Here is a 25,395-nt window from a genome sequence, read left to right as displayed (position 1 = left end):
GCCCAAATACTGATAGAAACCTTTGGATTCTACGCCGCTTTGACACGAAAGAAAACGGAATGCAATCCAATAAGATCATTTGGATGCCTATATTTATAACCCCAGGGGCTCGGGAAAACTGCCATTCCCTTTTTAAAAGTACTGGTTACAGGGGTACGCACTACCGCCGCTTACGCCAGAAGATCACTGGACAACATGGCCATTTTTCGGGTGCCGAAACTGCCCTGGAGTCCAACGCTTTTATCTGTGATGCAAGCCTGGGCTTTATCCCTGGCGAGCGCTGATCTCTCAAATACGCCAGATAGCAATTATTTCGTGTGCTGAACACTGTAACCAGCGGGCCCGGCGCCGCCCGCTATGGCCGCGCCAAGTATGGGCACAGGGGGGCATTTAATGGGGCAATTGGCAGTACTGCTGCTGGCCAGGTTGCAGGGACGCCTTGATAACGAACGGCATAAGGGTGCATTTGGCTGGGTTGCTGGCGGGTTCTCAGTAGCCGCCAGGGGCTAGCTGGCATTGGGTGTTGTCCCAAACCCCTTGTAGATCTTATTGATAAACAGGTCTTTCTGCTTTAACCCCACTAAAAATCCCGCAGTAGTCACAGCAAAGGGAAATTGCACCACTCCCTGCTTTTGGCCCACGGGAATCAGCGCCATAAGCGGATTGCGCTTATAGGCTTTTACAGCCTTGCCTTCGAGCTTGTTGGCGATCACCCTGGCAAGGTGTTTACCCTGCTCTACGGCAAGATAGCCCAGCCTGGCCTCGCCGACCTCGGCAATATCGCCCAGCGCATATAAATGACTGATGCCCTCAACCTGTAGCTGTTTATCGATTTTTACAAAGCCTTTTGCATTCAGGATTTGGGCAAGTTCCGCTTTAAGGAAATCATTATTGGGCAATACGCCGGTTGCTTCATACACCAGGTCGGCATCACTGATATGGCCTGTATTCTGGTCAATGTACCGGTCATCCTGCTTCTGGTACCGGCGATTGAATTCAATCTCAACCCCCAGGCTTTTTAATTGCTGTTGTGCCCTGGCTTGTGCCTTTTGTTTGAAGCCATTCAGCAACACATCGCTGTTGTGCGCCAGGATGAGTTGGATATGAGGGTGCGCATGGGCAATTTCCCCGGCCAACTCGACACCCACAACGCCACCGCCAATGATCATCACTTTTCGCGCTTTTTTAAGCCGGGTATGGGCTGTCATCAATTCATTATTGCGCGCCTGAAAACCCATGGACTCGTCTGTTTTGGCAATCGGCAAACCGGGATAGCGGGTGCCCGAGGCTATAATGCCGTGCTTGAACCGGATCTCTGCGCCATCGGACAATACCGCACGCTGAGGGCCGAGGGTTTGAACGCGGCTTTGAATAAAACGCCCTTTCAGGAAATCCTTGTAATGCTTGCGGGCCCGGTTACCGGTTGCACCGGGATCAGCCAGATTCCTGAGGGTAGCGAACGTCACCTCAAAGTACTCTTTTTGGTCCACCAGGGTGGTGTGAATGCCCTGTTTCTCCAAAGCCTGGGCCACAGAGACCCCGGCAAAGCCACCACCCACAATCAATACATCGGTTTGAATCGTCATTTCACTGCACCTGAACCTGCAATCCTACTTTGGAAGCCCTAGAATAGGCCGTTGCATTTATGTGGTAAATGCGCAAATATAAGACACTAATGTGCATATATGCACATTAGGTGCCAGGGAATACCAGTGCCAAAAGAAGGGTGAGCCAGGTGATGTATGGAAAAGTGGACTGAGCTGCGCACGGCCTACAAACTGGCCAAACTCGGTACCTTAAGCGCCACCGCCCAGGCAATCGGCGTGCACAGGTCAACGGTGATGCGCCATATTGATGCCCTGGAAGAGAGCCTTGGTATCGTGCTTTTTCAACGCAACGATAAGGGGTACCTCCCAACCGAAGCGGGCCTGGAGATCATGCGCCTTGGGGAGGTGACCGATAATCAGTTCAACAATCTGTCTGACCGGCTGCAAAGCAGGGAGAAACCCCTGCAGGGCACATTGACCATCACCATGGTCAATGAAGTGGCCAGTGTATTGATGCCCACCATCAATCAATACCAGGCCCAACACCCAGGCATGCGGATGAATATCATTGGGGATTTGCGCAATTTCAAGCTTGAATACGGGGAGGCAGACATTGCAATCCGTGGCGGCCCGAAGCCCGAAACCCCGGACAATATTGTTTTACCATTAACCACTGTTGAGATTGTGTTATGTGCCCATAAAAGCTATATAAAAAAGCACGGCCACCCGGCAAAGGCTAATCTGCAAAAGCACAGGTTTATCGCTTTGAATGAGCGCCCGATACACTTGCCATGGAATGACTGGATTTACAGCAACGTAGATGAAGAACGCATTATTTTAACCACATCGGCAACCCAGATCCTGAGCCACGCGCTTTTTTCTGGCATTGGTATTGGCGGCATGCCAAAGACCCTGGTAACAGCGAACCGGGAACTGGTTGAAATTCCTGTGGGTGAAGACTGGAAACTATCTCTCTGGACACTGGTGCATCGGGATATGATCAATATGCCCAAGATCAGGACATTTATTGACCTCCTGAAGCAACAAACCGATTGGGAGATTAATCCACTGTAGAAGCTGAAGTGATTCCGCAGTTTTTGCGATCAGTGAAAATCCTGGGTTGGTTATTCCCGAACGGGAATCAACACTGGCCCCCTCTCCATCTTTTAATACGGGGAGACGGTTAATGCCGGATCAGAACTATACACCGGGCTGATGGCGTTTATGCCATTGCGCCAGGGATTCCTGGGGGTATGTATCAAAGGTTTCATCGCTATTGCGGATATCAGGCTCAATCCAGGGCCTGGCATACTTTAGCATCATATGGGTGCGCTGGGGCGGTACGGGCAGTTCGGTATCTATGGCCGAGGCAAAAGGATGCACCAGATCCGGCCAGCGCGGGTCCCAAACCCAAAGGGCACTGCCACATCTGGAACAGAAGGAACGCTGCGCAGGGCTCTTATTGTTTTCTCCTGTAGCAGAATCCCTGATTTCTGCCTGGTAGATCGATAAAAACGCCTTACCTTCAATCTGCAACGAGTTGAAATCACCTCCCAGATTAATGGCATATCCCCCGCCCCCGGCGGTTTTTCTGCATATTGAGCAGTAACAGCGGTTAAAGGGATACGGTTGTTTCATATTTAAACTGAAGCGCACCGACTGGCAATGGCAGGAGCCCGTATATTTCATATTCAAATCCCGAGTGTTTGCTTATCATTATAGAATCAATAAATTCCTGGTGTTTTCTTGCAAGACATTTTCTGCTGTCGCCAAAAGAGAGATAAATGCAGTAATCAGGAAGGCTATCATTTTACGCATTTTCATTTAATCCTTTGTTTTGGGGTCCTCAGCGGAATCTGTGGGTCTGAAACCCGCTGAATAGGGGCTCCGCCGCCTAGGGCTTGCCCCACCCTCACCGGGACGCAAGTGAGTATTATCCGGTATAGGCAGTCAAGGACTACTCGACGCAAGCGTCCGCGTTCTTCCTTGGCCACCTATCCAGACAGAAATGAGGAAGGTGCATCTGTTGGTGTGTTTTGAATAAGATCTGTTTCATCAAAAAAGATCGCCAAAACACCAACCCAACAGATGCAGTTGAAGACTATCCTGAGTCGGTGCCTCAAGCACAAGTCCTTTGTATACCGCAGTGTGCGCTTCAGCTCGCGGACTTCGCGCTCCAGCTCTTTGAGACGGGCCGTGTCGCTGCTGGTGGTGCCGGGTTTAGTACCATTGTCGACTTCCATCTTGTTGGCCCATGATCGTAGGGTCTCGGGTGTGCAGCCGATCTTGGAAGCGATAGATGTGATCGCTGCCCAGCGTGATTGGTGCTCGTGCTCGCCGGTCAACACCATGCGAACTGCGCGTTCCCGTACTTCGGGAGAGTATCCAGGTCGTTTGCTCATTGGCTAATTCTCTCAAGAAAGTTAGCCTCCGAGAAACCCGGGGTGATTCATGCCCATGACTGTCCGATAAGGTCCATCATCTCTATCGGCATATATTGTAGGATGGGTGCTGCGAGGAGTTGGCCTTGCAAAATAGCCATCCAACTGGATGATTATTTCCCTCAAATCCGTCAGGCATTTAAACTGGAGAACTGCATCCATATATATTCTCTCTATATAGCAACCTTAATATGTTTTTTCCTATTTCAGGAAACTATCTAAATGGTGAGCATGATGGACAGATTATCCCGATTACATTCTCAGAAGTAAATTGGTGTTATTTCCTCAGGGCACTATTTAAAATTTATCGGCCATTCCCAACCTGTACTAAGGTACCGTTTGCGATCTCTTGAATTACTCTCACAGATATGATCCGGAAGTGGTGGTTTTGGAATGATCAGTGTGTTAATTCGTTTAAAGTGGCTCTAACTTATAGGAGCAGGTATGACATGCATTCTCCAGGTTAAACACTGCAGCTGAGAGCGTTGTGTTTTGATGGAGGGTAGATTTTCTGCTGGTGGGTAATGAATAGCTATGGTCGCAATAAAATTGCAACTTTATGCTTGGGGGTTTTAGACAGTTTATTAATATATTCAAATGACGGTTTCATAACGCCATACTCAACCTCAAGATCCTCCAGCATTTTAAGCCACAGGTGAGCTGTCATTTCTGTATCAGCAAGAGCCCTATGAAAAGTGCCGCTAATCGGTAGTTTCTTGAGTCGAACCAGTGTTTCCAACTTATGATCTTGGGCATTTTGATATATTCTTCTTGCCAGAAGCATAGAACAATTGAATTGCCCACTATATGCTTTTTGGGCTATAGCCATCTCACTATCGAGAAATCGCCGATCAAATGCGGCATTGTGAGCCACAAGGTTATTCTTACCGATAAACTTGGCAAATTTTTTTATTACTACCGATCCAATATCAGCATTATGCAACATCGAGTTGGTAATACCCGTATACTGCTGGATAAAAGAATTAATTTTAAATCCTGGATTCATCAGCTGCTGAAAGCGATCAGTTATTTTTCCTTCTTCTATTAAAACAGCCCCAATTTCTATTGCTCTATCGCCCATATCCGGGGATAAGCCAGAGGTTTCAAAGTCTAGTACCACTACGGTATCTGCATTATTTTTTTTCATTCTCAGGGATTATCTTTGTGACGCCTTCCATAATCGCAAAGGCTATCTTTCATTTAAGGAACATTCAACGCCTTGCGTCAGTCAAATAATTCGCCAGGCTGAGATGTTGTTTCATTTGGAATGAGGGCTGATTCTGATCGGTTGGCAGTTGCAACACAAGTTTCGCTTCCTACCCTCATGACCTTCGTGACCGAATCTGGCATCGATAAGCGGTTGATCCAATCGTATTCCATCCGCTCAAACTTCGGCCAGTTGTTGAATCTGGTCTGTTTCTACTTTCTCAATGCGTATTGCCCTGGCGCAGGGAAGTAGGGCTGCGTTGAATTACCTGGCTCTGCGGACCAGTTCCTTTTCAGCTTGGCACTTGTCACGCATCTACGGAGTGTTGATTACTTCCCTCTTGCCGGAATACACCTCTCGGCTATATCGGGCCATCCCAGGATATTTTAGATGAAGGTAGATTGAGGCGAACTTTACGGGATGGGAGAGGATCAGAAAGGGTAAGAGGCAAGAGTTCATGCGCAGTGCATCATTGTTATTGTTGCACAAAGCCACACATAAGTTTTTGGATTTATAGAAAGGATATGGTGCCCAGGAGAGGACTTGAACCTCCACGACCGTAAGGTCACTAGCACCTGAAGCTAGCGCGTCTACCAATTCCGCCACCTGGGCCATTCAACGTGTGTCGTTGAGGACGCGAACTATAGAGTTCCGGCGGGGGGGTGTCAACGGCTCCCTGCGCTTTTTTCTACACTTTCTGTTAAGGTCGGGAAACGCTGTAAAATCGCTTATACTGCGTGCAATTGCCACGAAAATTAGTGAACTATTCCTTACGTTTCCACTGCCTGCCTTTGGCCGGATGATCCCCGGATGTGGCCATGGCTGCCGCCTTTCAACAACGGATGCTGTTTTGACTCACAGAAATACCCCAGACCCCTTCAGTACAGACCCCCATGCCCAGCGCGAGGCGGAGAAATACGAAAAACCGGTACCCAGCCGTGAGTTCCTGCTGCAGCTGCTGGAGCAGCAGGCCGGCCCTGTGTCCTGGGAGGATGTGGCGGAACTGCTGGGGCTGCAGGATGAGGATCGCCGCGAGGGGGTGCGTCGGCGCCTGATTGCCATGTCCCGCGATGGGCAGATCGCCAGCAATCGCTCCGGGGACTTCGGTGTGCTGGACAAAATGAGCCTGATTCGCGGGCGCGTTATCGGTCATCGCGATGGCTTTGGTTTTGTCATTCCCGGTGATGGCGGTGAGGACCTGTTCCTTTCCCACCGCCAGATGCGCAGGGTGTTCGACGGTGATGAGGTGCTGGTGCGGGAAACCCCGGGCGGTTTTCGCGGCAAGCGCGAAGGCGCGGTGTTACGGGTGATCAAACACAACACCGAGCAGCTGGCCGGGCGCCTGTTCCGGGAGAATGGTATCTGTTTTGTGCGCCCGGACAACCCGCGCATCAATCTCGACATTATGGTGGCTGCGGAAGACAGCGCGGGTGCCGGGCACGGCCAGTATGTGGTGGTGAGGATTGTCACCCAGCCCGGGCGCGACCGGGTGCCCCAGGGGGAAGTGGTCGAGGTGCTGGGTGATCACCTGGCACCGGGCATGGAAATCGAGGTTGCGATCCGCAACTACGGTGTTCCCCACAGCTGGCCCAGCGCGCTGGAGGCTGAGGCGGCAGCGATCTCTGAAGAGGTCCTTGAAGAAGACAAGCGCGCACGGGTTGACCTGCGCCAGTTGCCCCTGGTGACTATCGACGGTGAGGATGCGCGGGATTTCGATGATGCGGTGTTCTGCGAACTGTTGCCGGACGATACCTGGAAGCTGCTGGTGGCCATTGCGGATGTCTCCCACTATGTGCGCCCGGGCAGTGCCCTGGATGAAGAGGCACACAAGCGTGGTAATTCGGTCTACTTCCCCGATTTTGTTGTCCCCATGTTGCCGGAAAAGCTGTCCAACGGGCTCTGTTCCCTCAACCCCGAGGTGGACCGGTTGTGTATGGTGTGCGAGATGCAGATTGATCGTGCCGGTGACATTCTCGACTACCGCTTTTTTGAGGGTGTGATGCGCAGCCACGCGCGCCTCACCTATACCCAGGTGGGCGAGTTACTGGCGGCGCGCGACGACAAGCGCAACAACGGCCTGCGCAAACAGTTTGCGGCGCTGACGCCGCACCTGGACAGGCTGCACGACCTCTACCTGGCACTGCGCGGTGCCCGTGATCGCCGCGGTGCCATCGATTTTGAAACCACCGAGACCCGCATCGTTTTTGACAGCAATCGCAAGATTGAGCGCATAGTGCCCGTTGTGCGCAACGATGCCCACAAGCTGATCGAAGAGTGCATGCTGGCGGCGAATGTCTGTGCTGCAGACCTGATGGCGCTGTCGGGGCTGCCGTCGCTCTACCGTGTGCACGATGTGCCGAAGGAGGAAAAGCTCAGTAACCTGCGCGAGTACCTGGGTGAGCTGGGCCTGCGCCTGCCCGGGGGTGCTGAGCCCCAGCCCAGGGACTTCCAGGCACTGCTGGCGCAGGTCGAGGGGCGTGCCGACGCCCACATTATCCAGATGATGCTGTTGCGCTCCATGAACCAGGCGGTGTACCAGCCGGAAAACCGCGGGCACTTCGGCCTGGATTACCGCGCTTATGCGCACTTCACCTCCCCGATTCGCCGCTACCCGGATCTGCTCCTGCACCGTGCCCTGCGCTGGCTGATCCACAATGGCAAGGCCAACCAGCGTGCCGTGGCGCAAAAGGTCCATGCGGAACCCGGTGTCGGGCCCATCGATCGCGGGGATATCCTGCCCTACGATCTGCCGGCCATGGTGCAGCTGGGTGAACAGTGTTCCATGACCGAGCGCCGCGCCGATGATGCCACCCGGGATGTGGTCAGCTGGCTCAAATGCGAGTATTTGCAGGACCATGTCGGGGATGTCTATTCCGGGGTGGTCAGCGCGGTGACAGGTTTTGGTCTGTTTGTCGAACTGGATGACCTGTATGTGGAAGGGCTGATTCACGTCACGGCACTGCCCAGGGATTACTATCGTTTCGAGCAGGCACACCAGCGCCTGATCGGCGAGCGCAGCGGCAAGCGCTACCATTTGGGCGATTCTGTCACGGTGCAGGTGGCGCGGGTTGACCTGGAAGAGCGCAAGGTCGATTTTATCCTGCAGCAGTTGGTATCGCGCACACGGAAAAACCGGGCCGGGGGCGGGACCAGCGAGGCCGGAGCCACCAAAGTCAGTGCGCGCGCTATGGAAATGGCGGTGGACCACCAGCGGGATCGCGAGCGCCGCGGCAAACAGAAGAAGAGCACACAGCGCACAGCCGGCGACAGTCCCTGGAGTGGATCTGCAAAAACCGCCGCGCAAGTGCCCCCTTTCCGCAAGCGCAAAGTCGGCAGCAGCGAGGCAGTGCCGGTAGCCGCCTCTGGGGAACAGCCCGCCCGTAAAAAGGCGGCGGGCGAAGCCCCTGCAGAAAAGCCAGAGGAAGATACGGCACCCAAGCGCCGCAGTGCCAGGCGCACTCCGCCGCGCAAGGGCGGGAAACGCCCCGCCGTGGTCGCGCGCAAAGCGGCGCAGAAAACAGGCAAGGGCAAGGCAGGCACCGTCAAGGCAAAGAAGAGGAAGACTACTTCCAGCAGCAAAAAGAAAAAATGACCGGGGGATAAATTGAAACAGGAAGTGGTATACGGCCTGCACGCGGTACAGGCGCTGCTGAAAAGTGCCCCGCAAAATGTGCAGGCACTGTTGTTGCTGCGCGGGCGCAATGACCAGCGCCTGCAGAAAATTATCCGGCAGGCAGAAAAAAATGCGATTGCACTGCAGTTTGTCGACCGCCGTACGCTGGATGAAAAAAGCGGGGACAATGCCAATCACCAGGGCGTTATTGCGCTCTGTGCCGGGGAAACCCGGGTCCATGATGAAAAGTACCTGCAGGAAATGCTGGAGCAACTCGCCCGCAAAGGTGAGGCGCCTTTCCTGCTGGTCCTGGATGGGGTGACCGACCCGCACAACCTGGGGGCCTGCCTGCGCTCAGCAGAGGCTGCCGGTGTCCACGCGGTGATTGCCCCCAAGGATAAGTCTGCCGGCCTCACCCCTACCGCCAGGAAAGTGGCCTGCGGTGCGGCAGAGATACTGCCATTGGTTACCGTGACCAACCTTGCCCGCACCTTGCGCCAGTTGCAGCAGGCGGGTGTCTGGATCTTTGGGGCGGCGGGGGAGGCCGCACAGGGCCTCTACCAGAGCCAGCTCACGGGTCCGCTGGCACTGGTACTGGGGGCCGAGGGTGGCGGTTTGCGCCGGCTCACCCGCGAGCACTGTGATCACCTGGTGAAAATCCCCATGGCGGGGGAAGTCAGCAGTTTGAACGTGTCGGTCGCCGCTGCTGTGTGCCTGTTTGAGGCGGTGCGCCAACGCAGCGCTCTCACTCCGGACGATTTTCAAAACTGATACAGACCTGATCACGCGCGGCGGGCGGCGCCTGCACTGTCTTTGCCGTGGAGCGGTTTGCCGCGGTTGCAGTCCCCTGTCCATATTTAGCGCGAAACGGGTTGCCGGGCCAGCCATTGGTCTACGGCGGCAACCACCGGGCGCGGGTTTTTGATCCAGCTCAGGTGTGGATTGCCACTGGGGTAGGTGGCCGCCATTTCCTGTGTTTCGCCACCGACAATGGCGGCCAGTTTGCGTGCGGCCTGTACCGGGGCGAAAGTATCGCCGGCGAGGGCAATATGCAGGGTGGGCTGCACCGTTTGCCGACGATCGCCAAAGCACTTTTCCGGGGCGAAACGGCCGGTGTAGATAGCCCTGGCCCAATCCTTCATTAACCCGCGCGCCTCGCGCCAGCCAAAGCCCATGTGTGCGCCGGGGAAGTAGCCCAGCAGGCTGGCGGTGAGGCTGGCGATCGGGGCAAAGGCGAGCAGGGCGTAGCGCTGGGGGCCGCGCCAGCAGCGGTAGTGGATATGGCCCGAGGCAATGCTCACAACCCTGGCATCGCCGGTCAGGCCGGCCCTGGCTGCCAGGGTTCCGGTCTGCCCGCCGATACTGTGGCCGAGAATCAGCGCCGGTTCCTGTGCGCACTGTTGCTGCAGCAATTGCAACAACTGCGGGATAAATGAAAACACCAGCGCGTTATAGCCGTAGTCTGCGCCGCGGTGCGGGCGCGGGCGGCTTTCACCGGTGCCTGGCAGCTCGGTGATGGCGGTGCTGTAGCCCAGGCACTGCAGTTCCTTCTGCAGCAGCCGGTAGCGATCGGCGGGCACGCCCATGGCGGGGATCACCAGCGCCAGGGGGCTTTCTGCACGGTTGCGGGTGATAGTCACGGGGACCCGAAAGGGGCCAAAGGCCAGTGCGTGGATTTCCTGGGGCATGGTACTTCTCGCTTCAACCGGCGGGCACTATAGGCCAGCGCCCGCCCACGGCCCATGACCAGACTGCGCACTCTGCTGGCCCAATCCGCCAAGACACCGCGCCGCTGGATGCCGCCCTGACGCAATTCGGCGAGCTTGCAAGCGGGGGCGCGAGTGCCTAGAATACGCCGCCCGCGATGGGCCCGATATTTCCGCGCCCGTTGTTACTCCTTGCCTTACCGGAAATCCGGGAGGCTGATTAACCCGTAAGGAGCAAAAATGCGTCATTACGAAATTGTATTCCTGGTTCACCCGGACCAGAGTGAGCAGGTGCCCGGCATGGTGGAGCGCTATACCGCTGCCATCACCGAGACCGGTGGACAGGTCCACCGCCTGGAAGACTGGGGCCGCCGCCGCCTGGCATACCCGATCAACAAGATCCACAAGGCCCACTACGTGCTTATGAACGTTGAGTGCACCGAAGAGGCCCTGCAGGAACTGACCACCAACTTCCGCTACAACGATGCGGTCATCCGCAACCTGGTGATGCGGGAAGATGGGGCGATCACTGAAGAGAGCCCGATCATGAAGGCGGAAAAAGAGAGCCGCGAGCGCAAAGCGGCACGCAGTGAGCGCAGTGAGCGCCGCGAACGCCGCGAGCGGGCAGAGGAAAGCAAAGCCTCCTCCGATGCTGTGGAAGAAACCGCTTCCGATAACACTGAAAGCGAAGAGTAAGGGGATTATCTGATGGCACGTTTTTTCCGTCGTCGCAAGTTCTGCCGTTTCACCGCTGAAGGTGTCAAGCGTATCGACTACAAAGACCTCGATACCCTGAAAGCCTACGTCTCCGAGACCGGCAAGATTGTTCCCAGCCGTATTACCGGTACCAAAGCCAAGTACCAGCGCCAGCTGGCCACCGCGGTCAAGCGCGCCCGCTACCTGGCCCTGCTGCCGTATACGGACAGTCACGAAGCCTAAGCCGCAGTTTGCTTAGTCTGATTAATAGAGAAGCTATCTGGAAATGCGCGCCGTAGCTGAATTTATTATGCGCGGACGCGTGCGCGCGGTCATTCTCACCATGCTGGGGATACCGCTCGTCAGCCCGGCGATTCTCGCCCTGGTGAGTTTGCGCCGCGGCAGCAGTGACGGCCTGATGGTATTGGCCTGGGCGCTGCTGCCGATCGTTGTCGCTGGTATGAGCGGCCATGTGCCACTTTTGGTGGCGGGCATATCCGCCGGCTATTTTGTCTCGGTGCTCTGCGGTGCCCTGGCGCTGCGCAGCCGCCGCTCATGGGTTGCCGCCCTGCTGGCCGTGATTGCGGCCTCGGCGGTAAGCATAGGGCTCACGTCCTATTTCAGCGGCGGCCTCCTGCAGGGCTTCCTGCAGGCGGTGGAGCGGGCCGCGGAACAGCCCGACAGCGTTCCCATGGAGGAGCTCAGGCAGGTCTTTTCGGGTGAGTTGCAGATCACCGGATACTTCAGCCTGATATTGGCAATGAGTGCCACCCTGGCCCTGGTACTGGGACGCTACTGGCAGGCGCTGCTGTACAATCCTGGCGGATTCCGCCAGGAGTTTCACCAGTTGCGCCTGCCATTGTGGCTGGCAGCGGTGTGCATGCTGCTGTGGGTGTCGGGCCTGGTTACACCGGGCTACGCCTTCTGGGGGGCAGTGATCGCCTTTCCCATGGTGGTGGCGGGCATCGCCCTGATCCACTGGCTGGTTGCCAGCCGCGGCTGGGGCATTGGCCCTTTGGTGGCGATGTATGTGCTGCTGGTAATTGGTGGGCTGCCTCTGGCCGGGTTCCTGTGCGGCCTGGCCCTGGTAGATAGCTGGATAGATATTCGCGGGCGCTTTGCCAAGTAGCGCACCGCACAATAGAGAAATTGAGGAAACCGAGATGGAAGTTATTCTGCTCGATAAAGTAGGCAAGCTGGGCAACGTGGGTGATCGCGTTGAGGTGAAAGCCGGTTTTGGCCGCAACTTCCTGCTGCCGACGGGTAAGGCCATTGCCGCTACCGCCGCCAATATTGCCGAGTTCGAGGCCAAGCGCGCTGAACTGGAGGCCGCTGCCGGAGCCAAGCTGACAGCAGCCGAAAGCCGCGCCACCAAGCTGGCCGACCTGGCTGTCACCATTGCCGCCAACGCCGGCGACGAAGGCAAGCTGTTCGGCTCAATCGGCACCCGTGATATCGCCGAAGCGATTACCGCCAGCGGCGTTGCGGTCGCCAAGTCGGAAGTGCGGCTGCCACAGGGTACCCTGCGCGAAGTGGGCGAGTACGAAGTGGACGTGCAGCTGCACTCCGATGTGACGGCGGTGGTAAAAGTGGTGATCGAAGCCGAGTAGGCTTTTCCGGTCAGCGGTTGGTGCCTGGGATACCAGCCGCGCTACAATCGGGCGCTGCACCCTTTGTGGGGTCAGCGCCCGTTTTGTTTCTGCTATCCAACAGGTTTCAATGAACGACGAATACGCCACGCCGGAACAGGAGATGCACAGCGATGCGCATTCGCCACTGCCCCATTCGGTAGAGGCCGAACAGTCCGTGCTCGGCGGCCTGATGCTGGATCCGGGCCGCATCGATGCCGTTTCCGAGCAGCTGGGGGAGGAGGATTTCTTCACCGCCAGTCACCGCAGGATCTTTGCGGTGATGCGCGAGCTGACCGAAGGCGGGCAGCCCCTGGATATTGTCACCCTCGCCGAGGCGCTCACCAGCCGCGACCTGCTCGGCGATGTGGGTGGCCCCGCTTACCTGGCGGAGCTGGCCGAGAACACCCCCTCCGCAGCGAATATCGTTGCCTACGCCAGGATTGTGCGCGAGCGCGCCATGTTGCGCCAGCTGATCGCTGCCGCCGGCGAAATCAGCCGCACCAGCTTCAATCCCGGCGGGCTGGCCTCTGCCGATCTGCTGCAGATGGCGGAGCGCCGCGTGGCGGAGATCGCCGAGGGGCGCGCCAAAGAGGGCGGTTTCGTCGCTGTGGACGCACTGCTGAAAAAGACAGTGGAGCGCATTGATGAGCTGTTCAAGACCGAGGGGGATATCACCGGCCTGAGCACCGGCCTTACCGAGCTGGACCAGCGCACTTCCGGCTGGCAGCCCGGCGAACTGATTGTCCTCGCCGCGCGCCCCTCCATGGGCAAAACCGCGCTGGCACTGAATTTTATTGAGAGCGCCATGCTCAGCCAGGAGCGCCCGGCACTGGTCTTCAGTATGGAGATGCCCTCGGACAGCCTGGTGATGCGGATGCTGTCGTCCATCGGCCGCATCGACCAGGGCAGGATCAGGAACGGCAAGTTGCAGGAGGAAGACTGGCCCAAGCTCTCCAGCGCTGTGCAGAAGATGAAGGGCAAAGCCCTGTATATCGACGATACCCCGGCGCTCAGCCCCAGTGAGGTGCGCGCGCGCACCAAGCGCACAGTGCGCGATCACGTCAACAAGCTGATGCTCGCACATCCCGAGCTGAGCCGCGAGGAGGCCGAGGTCCGCAGCCTGCCGGCGGTGATTATGGTGGACTACCTGCAGTTGATGCAGGTGCAGGGGGCCAGCGAGGGGCGCACCCAGGAGATTTCCGAAATCTCCCGTGCCCTGAAGGCCCTGGCGAAGGAATACGATTGCCCGGTAATCGCTCTGTCGCAGCTCAACCGCAGCGTGGAGCAGCGCCCCAACAAGCGCCCGATGAATTCGGATCTGCGGGAATCCGGGGCCATCGAACAGGATGCGGACGTGATCCTGTTTATCTACCGCGATGAGTACTACAACGAGGACAGCCCCGACAAGGGCATGGCGGAACTGATTATCGGCAAGCAGAGAAATGGGGAGACCGGTACCTGCCGGGCGGCTTTTGTGGGCAAATTCACCCGCTTCGATAACCTGGCACCGGAATACTACCAGGGCGAATAAGCCCGCCCCGGCAGCTTCCTGCCAGCCGGGCTTGAGGGAGTCACAGTGTGTTATCCGACCAACAGATGCGAGCCCTGGTGCTGGAGCGCCAGTTTATCCACAAGCCCTGGCCAGGGGATCTCTCCGCCCTGCTGACACACCTGGGTGCGCTGCAGCTGGACGCCATCCAGCGCATTACCCGCGCCCACCACCACCAGCTCTACAACCGCCTGCCCCGCTACCGGGAAGCGCAACTGGCCGGGGCCGAACAGCGCCGCGAGATCTTTGAGTACTGGTCCCACGCCGCCGCCTACCTGCCCATGGCACACTATCCCTATGCCCGCGTGCGCATGGACCGTATCCGCGCTGGCCAGCGCCACTGGTTTGAGAAAAATGCCAGGCTGTGCCGCTATGTGCTGGATCGGGTGCGTGCGGAGGGGCCGCTGCGCGCCAGCGATTTTGTGCGCACCAAGAGTGGCTGGTGGGACTGGTCGGCAGAGAAAAAGGCCCTGGAGCAACTGTTTCACGAGGGTGAGCTGATGGTCAGCCACCGCGACGGCTTCCAGAAAGTCTTTGACCTGCCCGAACGCCTACTGCCGGCCAAGGTGCCAACCCGTGCCGCCTCAGAACTGGAATACGGCTGCCATCTGGTGCGCACCTTCCTGGGGTGCCAGGGTATTGGTCGCGCCGAAGAGGTTGCCTACCTGCGCCGGGAAGACAAGCCCCTGGTACAGCAAGCGGCAGAGGCTATGCTGGCAAGCGGCGAGCTGGTGCCGCTGGGGAGGGAACTGGTACTCGCAGAACACCTTGCGCGGCACCCCGAACGGGCACCGCGCAAGGTGCGCCTGTTATCGCCTTTCGATCCCCTGGTACTGCAGCGCAAGCGCCTGCGCCGCCTGTTCGGCTTTGAATACCAACTGGAGTGCTATGTGCCGGCGGCCAGGCGTCGCTTTGGCTACTTCTGCCTGCCGATCCTGTACGGTGATCAGTTTGTGGGACTGGTGGACTTGAAAGCGGACAGGGAAGCGGGGGTGCTGCGTACAGAGGCGCTGCATTGGGTGAAAAAGCCCGGTGTCACACTCGAAGCAGGTTTTCACCGGGCTCTGGGTCAGTTTGCCCGCTTCCAGGGGTTGGAAGCCGGGGCGGCGCTTACAGCTTGACCACTACATAGACTTCGCGGCCGTCGCGCTGGGTGGGTAAAAAGTAGTTGCCTCCGTAACGGTAATACTGGATGCCGTTGATCACTTCGGCGGCGTAGCCGTTGGGGAGGGTTTCAACCACCTGGCCGGGCAGGAAACCATTGGGGCCGGGGTTCGGGCTAGCGGGCGCAGGTGCCGGCACGACCGCTACCGGTGCGGGAGCCGGTGCCGGCGGTGCCACCACCACATAGGTACGGGTGGCCGGGTACCACTGGTAATAGGCGTCGCCATACTGGTAGTAAGTCACGCCGCCCAGCTGTACCCGCACGGCGCTGGCCGGCAGGGTCACCACAGAGGCGCCCAGGGGCGCGGCAACCACCACATAGCCTCTGGGGCTGTGGCGGTAGAAGTGACCGCCATGGTAATAATAGGGGCGCCCGCCGACGGCAACACGCACGTGCCCCAGGGGTAATGCCGGTGCGATAAAGCCGATGGAAACGCGGGGGCCGCGGTAGTAGCCGCCGCGGTGATGGTGATGGTCTCCCCTGCGCTCATAGCCCCGCGCATCGGCAGACGGGCTAAAGGCGAATGCGGCCAGCGCAATGCACGCACTGGCGCCAAGTATACTCTTCAGCAGTTTCACGGTTTCTCCAGCGAAGTGGTCACTCACATCCCGGATGCTACCCCGTATCGTGGCAGTAAAGACAGGTTATTCGGTTAAGAATTGTCAACCTTCCCATGAGTGGGTGCCTGGGGGCGATTGCGCTGGATGATCCCCATCAGCCGGTACAACAGCTGCGCAGCGGCGAAATCATAGGCATGGAAGCCTTTGATCGGCGCAAATTCCAGTAGATCGAAGCCTATGATTTCCCTTTGCCGTGCGACGGACTCGAACAGGTTGAGGGTCTGGTACCAGCCCAGGCCGCCCGGCACCGGGGTGCCGGTGGCGGGGAATACCGAGGGGTCCAGGCCGTCCACATCCAGGGTAAAGAAGACTTTTCCGGGGAAATGCTCCGGGAGCTGAAATTCCTGCACCTGGTTGGGTACCAGCTGGTGGGCGTCCAGGTAGCCTACCTGGTAGTCCCTGCGCGCCTGCATTTCCTCTTCGCAGTAGGCGCGAATACCCAACTGGAACAGCGGCACGCCGGCCTCCACCACCAGGCGCATCACACTGGCATGACTGTGCTTGTGGCCTTCGTAGCGGTCGCGCAGGTCCGCGTGGGCGTCGATCTGCACCACGCCAAAGTCGGTCTCGCCGGCGTCCAGCAGGCCCTGGATGAGGCCCCAGGTCACCGAGTGCTCGCCGCCGATACCCACCGGCATCTTGCCCAGTGCCCGCACCGCCTGGGTGGCCGCGGCGATATGGCCCATCACCTGTTCCGCGCTACCGGACACCGATACCGGTGAGCGGGTGTAGATGCCCATTTCACAGGGGGAGGAGAAGTTGTCGAACGTCTCCAGCTGCCAGGAGGCTGCCAGAATGGCGGCGGGGCCCCTGCCGGTACCGCCGCCATAGGAAACGGTTTCCTCGTAGGGAATGGGTATGATATGGAAAAAGGCCTCTTCCGGCTTTGGCTGTTCGATTTCGGAGCCGAGAAAAATGGGGTAATCATTTTCAGACAGCATGTGTGGTTCCTCTGGCGGCGGATGCGCTTCTGCTGGGGCTGTTTATTGCACTGTGGAATGCACTCAGGAGAGCCGTTCCTTAAAGTCCCGGTAACTGAATTCCTTGATGATTTGCAGCTCGTCGCTAGCGGAGTTCCACAGGGCGATGGCCGGCAGGGGAATACCGTTAAAGGTATTGGTTTTTACCATGGTGTAATAGGCCATCTCCTCAAATACCAGGCGATCGCCAGCTTTCAGGGGGTCCTGAAAACTGTACTCGCCAATACTGTCACCGGCCAGGCAGCTCTGCCCCCCCAGGCAGTAAGTGTGGGGGAGTTCGCCGGGCCGCGCCGCGCCGGTGATCTCCGGGCGATAGGGCATCTCCAGGGTATCGGGCATATGGCAGGTGGCGGAGACGTCGAGGATGGCCTGGTTCTGGCCGTTCCAGCTGGTGTCCACCACCTCGGATACCAGGATGCCGGAAAACAGAGCGATGGCTTCGCCGGGTTCCAGGTACACCTGTACGGCGTATTTTGCCGAGAAGGCGCGTACCGCTGCCACCAGTGCGTCCACCTGGTAGTCGCTGCGGGTGATATGGTGGCCGCCGCCGAAGTTGATCCACTCCATCTGCGGAATCAGGTGACCGAATTTCTCTTTCACGGCGGCAATGGTGCGTTCCAGGGGTTTGAAGTCCTGTTCGCACAGGGTGTGGAAGTGCAGGCCGCTGATACCTTCGAGCGATTCGCCGTCAAACAGCGCGCGCACAATGCCCAGGCGCGAACGGGGTGCGCAGGGATCGTAACGCTCGGTGTGCCCTTCGGAATGCTCGGGATTGATGCGCAGGCCGAAGCGCAATTCCGGGCGCTGCTGTTGCATTTCCAGGCACAGTGCCCGGTAGCGCTGCCACTGGGAGAAGGAGTTGAAAATCACATGGTGGGCGAATGTGAGAATCTCGCGCAGTTCCCCCTCCTTGTAACCGGCACTGAACACATGCACTTCCCTGCCCTGGTCGTGACCGCCGTACGCCTCAAATCCCAGCTTGGCCTCATACAGCCCGCTGGCGCAGGTGCCGGACAGGTATTCGGCCACGATATGGCCGGTGCTGAACATGGCGAAGGCCTTGAGGGCGGCGAGCACCTTGGCGCCGCTGCGGGCCTGTACATCGGCGAGTACCGACAAATTATCACGCAGGGCAATCTCGTCGATCACAAAACAGGGGGAGGGTACACGACCGGGATCAAAACTGCCGAAGTAGTCTACGCGAGGGGTGAGGTCCATGGGGGCACTGTATCCTGGTGTGGCGGGCAGGCCCCTGGCCCGCCCTGGGGATTTATGGGGGGTGCGGGTTTACTGGAAGGGCCTGTCCAGCCAGGTTTCCTGCCAGGGCAGGCCGTACTTGTTCAGGTCGTGCATAAAGGGGTCCGGGTCCAGCTGCTCCAAATTCCATACGCCCGGCTTCATCCACTTGCCTTCCAGCATCATCTTGGCGCCGATCATGGCGGGAACACCGGTGGTGTAGGAAATGGCCTGGGATTGCACTTCTTTGTAGCAATCCTGGTGATCGCAGGTGTTGTAGAGGTAGTAGATCTTTTCCTCGCCGTCCTTGGTGCCGCGGATAATATTGCCGATGCAGGTTTTGCCTTTGGTCAGCGGGCCCAGGCTGGCGGGGTCCGGCAGCATCGCCTTGAGGAACTGGATGGGTACGATGCTGTGCCCCTGGAATTCCACCGGTTCAATACCGGTCATACCCACATTCTGCAGGACTTCCAGGTGCTTCAGGTAGCTCTCGCCAAAAGTCATCCAGAAGCGCGCGCGCTCGATTTCCGGGAAGTGCTTGCAGAGGGACTCCAACTCCTCGTGATACAGCAGGTAAATATCCTTGTCGCCGATGCCCTCGGGGAAATGGAACACGCGCTTCTCTGCCATTGGCTCGGTGGTGACCCACTGGCTGTTTTCCCAGTAGCGGCCGTTGGCGGTGATTTCGCGGATATTGATTTCCGGATTGAAGTTGGTGGCAAACGGCAGGCCGTGATCGCCGGCGTTGCAGTCGAGAATATCCAGGGTATGGATACGGTCGAAGTGGTGTTTTTTGGCGTAGGCGGTAAATACGCTGGTAACGCCGGGATCGAAACCGCTGCCCAGCAGTGCCATCAAACCGGCTTTCTCGAATCGGTCCTGGTAGGCCCACTGCCATTTGTACTCGAACTTGGCCTCTTCCGGCGGTTCGTAGTTGGCGGTGTCCAGGTAGTGCACGCCGGTCTCCAGGCAGGCATCCATGATGTGCAGGTCCTGGTAGGGCAGGGCCACGTTGATGATCATGTCCGGCTGCACACTCTCGATCAGTTTGACCAGTTCCGGCACATTGTCCGCATCCACTTCGGCAGTATCAATTTTGCGCGGCAGCATCGCTGCAATCTTGTCGCACTTGCTCCTGGTGCGGCTGGCTAACGTGATGTGCTCAAACACTTCCGCAACCTGGGCGCACTTGTGTGCAACCACCTGGCCGACGCCGCCGGCGCCGATGATCAGTATGTTGGCCATAAGGATCTCCTTAATCTGCAGCTTTTCTCGCCGCTGTCTTCTCTGGCGCTGGGCCTTATTTCTCAAAGTAGGTGTAACCGCTCATGCTGGCGGTGTAGGTATGCAGAATCTGCTTGCGCTGGGCGGCGGTAATCAAGCCCTTTTTCACCGCGCGTTCCGCCAGGCGGCGAAAGCGCTCGAACAGCGCCTTGGGCTGGTACTCCACGTAGCTGAGCACATCGGCAATACTGTCGCCGTGAATTTCGCGGCTGAAATCAATGCTGCCGTCTTCCTGGAAGCGCACACTCACCACATGGGTATCACCGAACAGGTTGTGCAGGTCGCCAAGGGTTTCCTGGTAGGCGCCGATTAAGAAGGTGCCGAGAATATAGTCCTCGTCTTCTTTGAGTTCGTGCAGGGGCAGGGTTTTCTGCGCTTTCTCCCGGCCGATAAAGCGGTCGATCTTGCCGTCACAGTCGCAGGTGATATCGGCGAGGATGGCCGAGCGCGTCGGTGCCTCGTCCAGGCGGTGGATCGGCAGCAGCGGAAATATCTGGTTGATGGCCCAGATATCCGGCAGCGACTGGAATACGCTCATATTCGCGTAGTAGATATCCGACAATACCTCGGGCAGTGCCTGCAGGTCCGCCGGGATCTCCTCGGCTTCGTCCAGCAGCTGGCGAATTTCCCAGGCGCCCTGAAGGAACAGGTTTTCCGCATTGGCGCGCTCGCGCAGGCTCACCTGGCCGTGCAGGTAGAGAGAGCGCACCTCATCGCGATAATAGAGTGTGTCGTTATAGCTTTCCTGCAGATTTCTGGGGGTGATATTGCGCACCGCGTCCTGCAGGTTCATCAGCATCGGGTGATCCCCCTCGTTGATTCTGGTGTGCTCCAGTTCCACCGGCTCGAAGCGGGTGGTGTCGAGAATATCGAACAACAGCACCGAGGAGTAGGCCACCGTGGCGCGGCCGGACTCGGTGATAATCACCGGGTGGGCCACACCCTCACTGTCGAGGGTGCCCATAATGGCCTCCACCACATCCACGCAATATTCATCGAGGGAGTAATTTTTGGAGTGGATGTGGTTGGTTTTGGTGCCGTCGTAGTCTACGGCCAGGCCGCCGCCCAGGTCCAGATAGCCCATGGGTGCCCCCTCTTCCACCAGATCGGCGTAATAGCGGCAGGCCTCCAGTACACCGGTGCGGATATCGCGGATATTCGGTACCTGCGAGCCCAGGTGGTAGTGCAGCAGCTTGAGGCAGTCGAGCATCCCGTGCTTGCGCAGCTGGTCGACCATAGCGATCAGGTCGTTGCTGCCGAGGCCGAAAATACTGCGATCACCACTGGTGGCATTCCAGTAGCCGCCCACTTTGGAGGCGAGTTTGACCCGCGCGCCGATATTGGGGCGCACCTGCTCCCGCTCGGCACAGCGGATAATGGTCTGCACCTCCGAGGGGGTTTCCACCACAAAGAAAACCTGTACCCCCAGGCGCTGCGCCTGCAGACCCAGATTGATAAATTCCTCATCCTTGTAGCCGTTGCAAACAATCAGGGACTCGGTGTTGTCCAGGATCGACAGTGCTGCAATCAGCTCCGCTTTGCTGCCGGCCTCCAGGCCATGGTTGAAGGGATGGCCGGCACTGGCGATTTCCTCGATCACCTGGCACTGCTGGTTGACCTTGATGGGGAAGACGCCGCGGTAAACATTGCCATAGCCGCAGCGGACGATGGCGCGGGCAAAGGAGGTATTGATGCGGGCGATCTGGGCATCGAGCAGGTTTTCGATACGCAGCAACAGCGGCATGCCGAGTCCGCGCTCGGTGGCACCGCGGGCGATATCCATCAGGGAGACGCTGTGGGCTTTGCCACTGGGGCCCTCCACCTGAACCGAAATCTCTCCTTTTGCATTCAGATCAAAATAACCGGCGCCCCAGTTGCGGATACCGTAGAGATCGGCTGAATCCTCGCAGGTCCAATCCTGAATTTGTTGCTGTTTCATGGCACTTGTCTGTTGAGCCTCGGCGGGCGCGAATCTTGGGCCCAGCAGCGCTGGAAAGCAATAACTATAGATAAAAAGACGGTATTTTTGTCCGGCGCAGAAGCAGCGCTACACCCGGGGTGCCCGGGTGCTGTTTTAGCGCTGTGACACCGCCGGGGTATTGTGCAAATTTGGCGGGTATGAGGGAAGCCGAAAAGTAAAAAGGCGGCCCGGAGGCCGCAGAGGTGGGGGGATGGAATCGGGGTTAAAACAGGCCGGGATTGGGGACCACCCGGTAGCCGCGTCGCACGTCATCCCACAGGTAGTAGGTGTCGTAAGCGACGTAATAGTGGCGGCCGCCGACAACCACAGTGAGGGCAGAGGCTGGCAGGCTGTGCACTATGGCTCCCTGGGGCGCATGGGTGACCACATATCCGCGGGATGCCGGGCGGTAAAAGATACCATCGCTATAGAAGAAGCTTGCGGCACCTAGGCTGAGGCCAACGAAGCTGTGTGGCAGGTGGCGCCAGCGATATCCGTAACCATAGTGCACCGGGCGCCAGTGGGGGCGATGTCCGCGGTAGCCGTGACGGTAGTAGGGTCTGTAGGCGGCGCGAAAGGCGTGCCTGTGCCCTTTTCGATGTCCCTGCCGGTAGCCTTTGTTGTAACCCGATTTGTAGGCGTGGCGCACTTCACGGCGGTGTTGGCGCTTTTCCTTGCGTCTTTGCTTGCGCTTTTCCTTCTTGCGCTCCTGCTTGCGGCGTTTCTTTTCCTGCTTGCGGTTTTGGTGCTTTTTGTCATGGTATTTGTCGTGGCTGCGCTTCACATGGCGCTGCTCGCGATGGGCCTTTCCCTGCCCGTGGTGATCGAGGTCCAGTGCGCGCTGGAGTCCCCGGGAAACTTCGGACAGTGCGGGGTTTGCTATCAGCAGCAGGCCCGCGGTGACGATGGCGGTCGCAAGATGTCTCATGGCGGCACTCCCGAGCCCGGATGGCTCTTTTATGTTGTTTGCGGTCTTTTGTGTATCATGGCGGGTAGTTTGCCTTGACGCATCTGAACACTTCCTGAACTGCTTTGATTGTCACTCAGGGAGTGGAACAAAGGGATGACTGGTAATCCAGCCAGTGACACTTTCCCTGTGCGAGGCTTGGAACTGTACCCTGGGAAAACCCGGGAATAGCGCCAGTTTTGCCCTGTTGAGACACCTGACTGCGGCGAGTATGATGCCACGCAGATCCCCAGTGAGCAGGAGAGCGATGCAAGTCTTCCACCACGTAGCAAGCCTGCGCGAGGCACTGGCCAAGGCCCGCAGGGACGGCAAAACCATTGGTTTCGTACCCACAATGGGCAATCTGCACGATGCCCATATCGAACTGGTGCGAATGGCCCGACAGCACTGCGATCGGGTAGTGGTTTCTATTTTTGTCAACCGACTGCAATTTGGTCTGAACGAGGACTGGGACAAGTATCCGCGCACCATGGAGCGGGATATGGCCAGGCTGCGCGATGCCGCGTGCGATTTCCTGTTCCACCCGGATGAGGGCGAAATCTACCCCAATGGTATGGACCAGCAGACCCGCGTGGTCTGTCCGGCCATGACCGGTGTACTGTGTGGTGCCAGCCGACCCGGTCACTTTGAAGGGGTTACCACTGTGGTGGCCAAACTGTTCAATATTGTGCAGCCGGACAAGGCGGTGTTTGGCATCAAGGACTTCCAGCAGCTGGCCGTTGTTCGCCGCATGGTGGAGGACCTGTGCCTGCCCGTGGACATCCTCGCGGCTCCGGTGCACCGCGAGGCGGATGGCCTGGCGATGAGTTCCCGCAATGTGTACATCACCGCGAAAGAGCGGCCCAAGGTGGCGGTGTTGAATCAGTCGCTGAACTGGGTCAGGAATGAGATACTGGCGGGACGCAGGGATTTTGCCGCCCTGGAGGCCGAGGCGCGCAGGCGTGTGGAAAACAGTGGTTTCCGTGCCGACTACTTTTCCATCTGCCACAGCAGGGACTTGCAGCCGGCTGCAGATGACGACAAACAGATTACGATCCTGGGTGCGATGTACACCAGCGCAGCGCGTTTGATTGACAATCTATCTCTGGAACTCTGAGGGGGCACCTGAGCATGCAATTCGAAATGTTGAAAGGCAAACTGCATATGGCCACAGTCACCCAGGCTGAACTCTGGTACGACGGCTCCTGTGCAATTGATCAGGATCTGGTGGAGCTGGCCGGTCTGCGTGAGTTCGAAAAGATTGATATCTACAATGTGAGTAATGGCGAACGCTTCCACACCTACGTGATCCTGGCCGAGCGCGGTTCCGGCGTTATTTCCATGAACGGCGCCGCGGCGCGCCGCGTGCAGGTGGGTGATCGAGTCATTATCGCCTCTTATGCACAGGTGTCTGAAGCAGAAGCCGATAATTTCAAGCCCAGTCTGGTTTACCTGGATGAAAAAAATCAGGTGGCGCGTAGCACCAACACAATCCCGGTGCAGCTCGCTGAGGTCTGAGTTTTACGATTGCGCTTAAAGATCACGTGAACCCCGAAGCGAATGCATACTGGGCGCGTCAAGTGAGATCTTTGTGCTCCTGTATTCGTAGTCGCATAATCGAAGCACATCAAACGCTTCTCAGCTGCTTCCACGACCTCCTGCTCCCTTAATCGGCTTCTCCATACCCGGGATATCCTGCCGGAGACTGAGGGAACAGCAGTCTATATCTTCTCTCTTTCTCCCCTTCCAATTGGTTGAATCCGGCCCCAAGCTTTTGGAGCTTTTGCCGCTCAGGAAAAACCCCTAACTGGCTGGTATCTCACCGCTGCGTTCGCCCTCAAACTATTTGACCCAGCGGCGGATGGTGGTGGTGCCCATATCCTGGGAAGGGGCTGCCTCAGATACTGCACAACCCTAATCTACAATCGAGCGGGCAGTATCCGGCTTCAGCCCGGGAAAAGGATTGATATGCTCTGCTCACAGACGGCAATGCGGGGAGGGGTTCTGGCTCCAGTGTATTCAATTATCTGGAAAGCTTAACCGCTGTACCAAAAGCCAATATTTCTGATGATCCTTCCGTGATTGAACTTGTGGTAAATCGAATGCCTACCACAGCATCGGCTCTCAATTCCTGCGCTTTTGATAACAAGCGTTTTATTGCAACACTCCTGGCCTCGGTCAGCATTTCTGTATACCCTTTTAATTCCCCGCCCACAATTCCCTTAAGCCCAGCCATAATATCTCGACCAACATGTTTCGATTGAACGACATTACCGCTAACGACTTCCAGAATTTCTGTGATTTCACGATTGGGAACAGTCTGGGTTGTGGTATAAATCATCGGTTTTCCTCAATGAGATCATGCCGTGCCTAATGATAAATTAGGGGCTTGTAGGTATTATTTTATGAAAGGGTTCTTCCTGTACTCAGCCTGAGCGAGAAGGAAGGAGCTGCAGATTCCCCAGGAATAGATTGACTGCCACCTTGTGACGATCATAACGTCTGGCCGCTGAAAAGTACAACCGATACCATGCGTTTGGCCGGAGGGGTGTGTTCCTGCTAGAAAGACGCAGGTTACAGACTGGGTATAGGTGAAAAGTTGATATCAACATGCAGTTAATGCTTCAACACTATCTACAACAGAGTATTCACCACAAGGTCGATCGGGTTTTTGGCCGTTGGTCTCGCAAAGTAATTGCAGAGATTGCGGACTGCCGGTTTAAGTTTGGAAAAGCTGGGAGAGTGCACTTGTCCTGGCTAGCGGGATACCGAAAAGGTTTTTACTGGGATCTCCAGGTGTGTGGAAAGAGCGTT

General features: G+C 57.5%; 22 protein-coding genes, 1 tRNA gene and 1 pseudogene. 11 read left to right on the top strand and 13 right to left on the bottom strand.

Annotated elements, in window-relative coordinates; translation table 11 throughout:
* Nucleotides 1-506: 506 nt before the first annotated feature.
* Nucleotides 507-1,586, bottom strand: a complete 1,080-nt coding sequence (locus M8T91_RS16820) for an NAD(P)/FAD-dependent oxidoreductase (RefSeq protein WP_301415381.1) — start codon at nt 1,584-1,586, stop codon at nt 507-509.
* A gap of 156 nt (nt 1,587-1,742) precedes the next feature.
* On the opposite strand from M8T91_RS16820, the gene M8T91_RS16815 reads away from it, so the two are divergent.
* Nucleotides 1,743-2,621 (top strand): LysR family transcriptional regulator, encoded by an 879-nt coding sequence (locus tag M8T91_RS16815; RefSeq protein WP_301415380.1) that lies wholly within the window; start codon nt 1,743-1,745, stop codon nt 2,619-2,621.
* 126 nt (nt 2,622-2,747) lie between these two features.
* On the opposite strand, the gene M8T91_RS16810 is transcribed toward M8T91_RS16815, so the two are convergent.
* The 4 genes and pseudogenes from M8T91_RS16810 to M8T91_RS16795 form a co-directional block, all read right to left on the bottom strand.
* A complete protein-coding gene (locus M8T91_RS16810) occupies nt 2,748-3,236 on the bottom strand; it encodes a GFA family protein (protein WP_301415379.1) in 489 nt (162 codons plus the stop codon).
* 461 nt (nt 3,237-3,697) lie between these two features.
* A pseudogene (locus tag M8T91_RS16805) lies at nt 3,698-3,949 on the bottom strand (transposase); the annotation flags it as partial.
* Between the two features lie 571 nt (nt 3,950-4,520).
* Complete coding sequence (locus tag M8T91_RS16800; RefSeq protein WP_301415378.1) at nt 4,521-5,135, bottom strand: 3'-5' exonuclease; 615 nt, start codon at nt 5,133-5,135, stop codon at nt 4,521-4,523.
* A 585-nt stretch (nt 5,136-5,720) separates the two neighbouring features.
* Nucleotides 5,721-5,807 (bottom strand) — tRNA-Leu (locus M8T91_RS16795).
* A gap of 238 nt (nt 5,808-6,045) precedes the next feature.
* Between M8T91_RS16795 and rnr the strand changes: the two genes are divergently transcribed.
* Both rnr and rlmB read left to right on the top strand, forming a co-directional pair.
* The gene (rnr, locus tag M8T91_RS16790) at nt 6,046-8,787 is read left to right on the top strand and encodes a ribonuclease R (protein ID WP_301415377.1); all 2,742 of its coding nucleotides are present in this window, start codon (nt 6,046-6,048) and stop codon (nt 8,785-8,787) included.
* A 12-nt stretch (nt 8,788-8,799) separates the two neighbouring features.
* On the top strand, nt 8,800-9,579 hold the full coding sequence (gene rlmB, locus M8T91_RS16785) for a 23S rRNA (guanosine(2251)-2'-O)-methyltransferase RlmB (RefSeq protein ID WP_301415376.1): 780 nt from the start codon (nt 8,800-8,802) through the stop codon (nt 9,577-9,579).
* Between the two features lie 86 nt (nt 9,580-9,665).
* On the opposite strand, the gene M8T91_RS16780 is transcribed toward rlmB, so the two are convergent.
* On the bottom strand, nt 9,666-10,496 hold the full coding sequence (locus tag M8T91_RS16780) for an alpha/beta fold hydrolase (RefSeq protein ID WP_301415375.1): 831 nt from the start codon (nt 10,494-10,496) through the stop codon (nt 9,666-9,668).
* Nucleotides 10,497-10,754: 258 nt separating this feature from the next.
* Between M8T91_RS16780 and rpsF the strand changes: the two genes are divergently transcribed.
* The 6 genes from rpsF to M8T91_RS16750 all read left to right on the top strand — a co-directional run bounded on the left by rpsF (nt 10,755) and on the right by M8T91_RS16750 (nt 15,511).
* Nucleotides 10,755-11,210 (top strand): 30S ribosomal protein S6, encoded by a 456-nt coding sequence (gene rpsF / locus M8T91_RS16775; protein WP_301415374.1) that lies wholly within the window; start codon nt 10,755-10,757, stop codon nt 11,208-11,210.
* 12 nt (nt 11,211-11,222) lie between these two features.
* On the top strand, nt 11,223-11,453 hold the full coding sequence (gene rpsR / locus M8T91_RS16770) for a 30S ribosomal protein S18 (protein ID WP_067084304.1): 231 nt from the start codon (nt 11,223-11,225) through the stop codon (nt 11,451-11,453).
* Between the two features lie 43 nt (nt 11,454-11,496).
* The gene (locus M8T91_RS16765; RefSeq protein WP_301415373.1) at nt 11,497-12,339 is read left to right on the top strand and encodes a hypothetical protein; all 843 of its coding nucleotides are present in this window, start codon (nt 11,497-11,499) and stop codon (nt 12,337-12,339) included.
* Nucleotides 12,340-12,373: 34 nt separating this feature from the next.
* Nucleotides 12,374-12,820: a 50S ribosomal protein L9 gene (gene rplI / locus M8T91_RS16760; protein WP_301415372.1), complete on the top strand. Its 447-nt coding sequence runs from the start codon at nt 12,374-12,376 to the stop codon at nt 12,818-12,820.
* A 109-nt stretch (nt 12,821-12,929) separates the two neighbouring features.
* Nucleotides 12,930-14,372 (top strand): replicative DNA helicase, encoded by a 1,443-nt coding sequence (gene dnaB / locus M8T91_RS16755; RefSeq protein WP_301415371.1) that lies wholly within the window; start codon nt 12,930-12,932, stop codon nt 14,370-14,372.
* A gap of 47 nt (nt 14,373-14,419) precedes the next feature.
* Complete coding sequence (locus tag M8T91_RS16750; RefSeq protein WP_301415370.1) at nt 14,420-15,511, top strand: winged helix-turn-helix domain-containing protein; 1,092 nt, start codon at nt 14,420-14,422, stop codon at nt 15,509-15,511.
* Here the strand turns inward: M8T91_RS16750 and M8T91_RS16745 are convergent.
* From M8T91_RS16745 to M8T91_RS16720, 6 genes are all read right to left on the bottom strand, one after another.
* Nucleotides 15,501-16,133, bottom strand: a complete 633-nt coding sequence (locus M8T91_RS16745; protein WP_301415369.1) for a DUF6515 family protein — start codon at nt 16,131-16,133, stop codon at nt 15,501-15,503. The genes M8T91_RS16750 and M8T91_RS16745 overlap by 11 nt on opposite strands.
* 74 nt (nt 16,134-16,207) lie before the next feature.
* Entirely contained in the window at nt 16,208-17,116 is a 909-nt protein-coding gene (gene speB, locus M8T91_RS16740; RefSeq protein WP_301415368.1) for an agmatinase, read from the bottom strand.
* A 63-nt stretch (nt 17,117-17,179) separates the two neighbouring features.
* Nucleotides 17,180-18,373 carry a carboxynorspermidine decarboxylase gene (nspC, locus tag M8T91_RS16735; protein WP_301415366.1) on the bottom strand — a complete coding sequence of 398 codons (1,194 nt, stop codon included), beginning with the start codon at nt 18,371-18,373 and terminating at the stop codon, nt 17,180-17,182.
* 69 nt (nt 18,374-18,442) lie between these two features.
* On the bottom strand, nt 18,443-19,636 hold the full coding sequence (locus tag M8T91_RS16730; protein WP_301415365.1) for a saccharopine dehydrogenase family protein: 1,194 nt from the start codon (nt 19,634-19,636) through the stop codon (nt 18,443-18,445).
* Nucleotides 19,637-19,691: 55 nt separating this feature from the next.
* Nucleotides 19,692-21,614, bottom strand: coding sequence for a biosynthetic arginine decarboxylase (gene speA / locus M8T91_RS16725; protein WP_301415364.1), 1,923 nt, complete (start codon nt 21,612-21,614; stop codon nt 19,692-19,694).
* Between the two features lie 244 nt (nt 21,615-21,858).
* Entirely contained in the window at nt 21,859-22,563 is a 705-nt protein-coding gene (locus tag M8T91_RS16720; protein ID WP_301415362.1) for a DUF6515 family protein, read from the bottom strand.
* Between the two features lie 286 nt (nt 22,564-22,849).
* Here M8T91_RS16720 and panC point away from each other — a divergent pair, with 286 nt between their 5' ends.
* Together panC and panD are read left to right on the top strand one after the other, a co-directional pair.
* Nucleotides 22,850-23,698 (top strand): pantoate--beta-alanine ligase, encoded by an 849-nt coding sequence (gene panC / locus M8T91_RS16715; protein WP_301415360.1) that lies wholly within the window; start codon nt 22,850-22,852, stop codon nt 23,696-23,698.
* A 14-nt stretch (nt 23,699-23,712) separates the two neighbouring features.
* Nucleotides 23,713-24,099: an aspartate 1-decarboxylase gene (panD, locus tag M8T91_RS16710; protein ID WP_301415358.1), complete on the top strand. Its 387-nt coding sequence runs from the start codon at nt 23,713-23,715 to the stop codon at nt 24,097-24,099.
* Between the two features lie 505 nt (nt 24,100-24,604).
* Here the strand turns inward: panD and M8T91_RS16705 are convergent.
* On the bottom strand, nt 24,605-24,922 hold the full coding sequence (locus M8T91_RS16705; RefSeq protein ID WP_301415357.1) for a heavy metal-binding domain-containing protein: 318 nt from the start codon (nt 24,920-24,922) through the stop codon (nt 24,605-24,607).
* Nucleotides 24,923-25,395: the final 473 nt, after the last annotated feature.

The sequence above is a fragment of the Microbulbifer sp. MI-G genome, assembly GCF_030440425.1.
Lineage (GTDB): Bacteria > Pseudomonadota > Gammaproteobacteria > Pseudomonadales > Cellvibrionaceae > Microbulbifer > Microbulbifer spongiae.
Note: the sequence above shows the minus strand (reverse complement) of the source record. Positions and strands in the feature narration are given on the sequence as shown.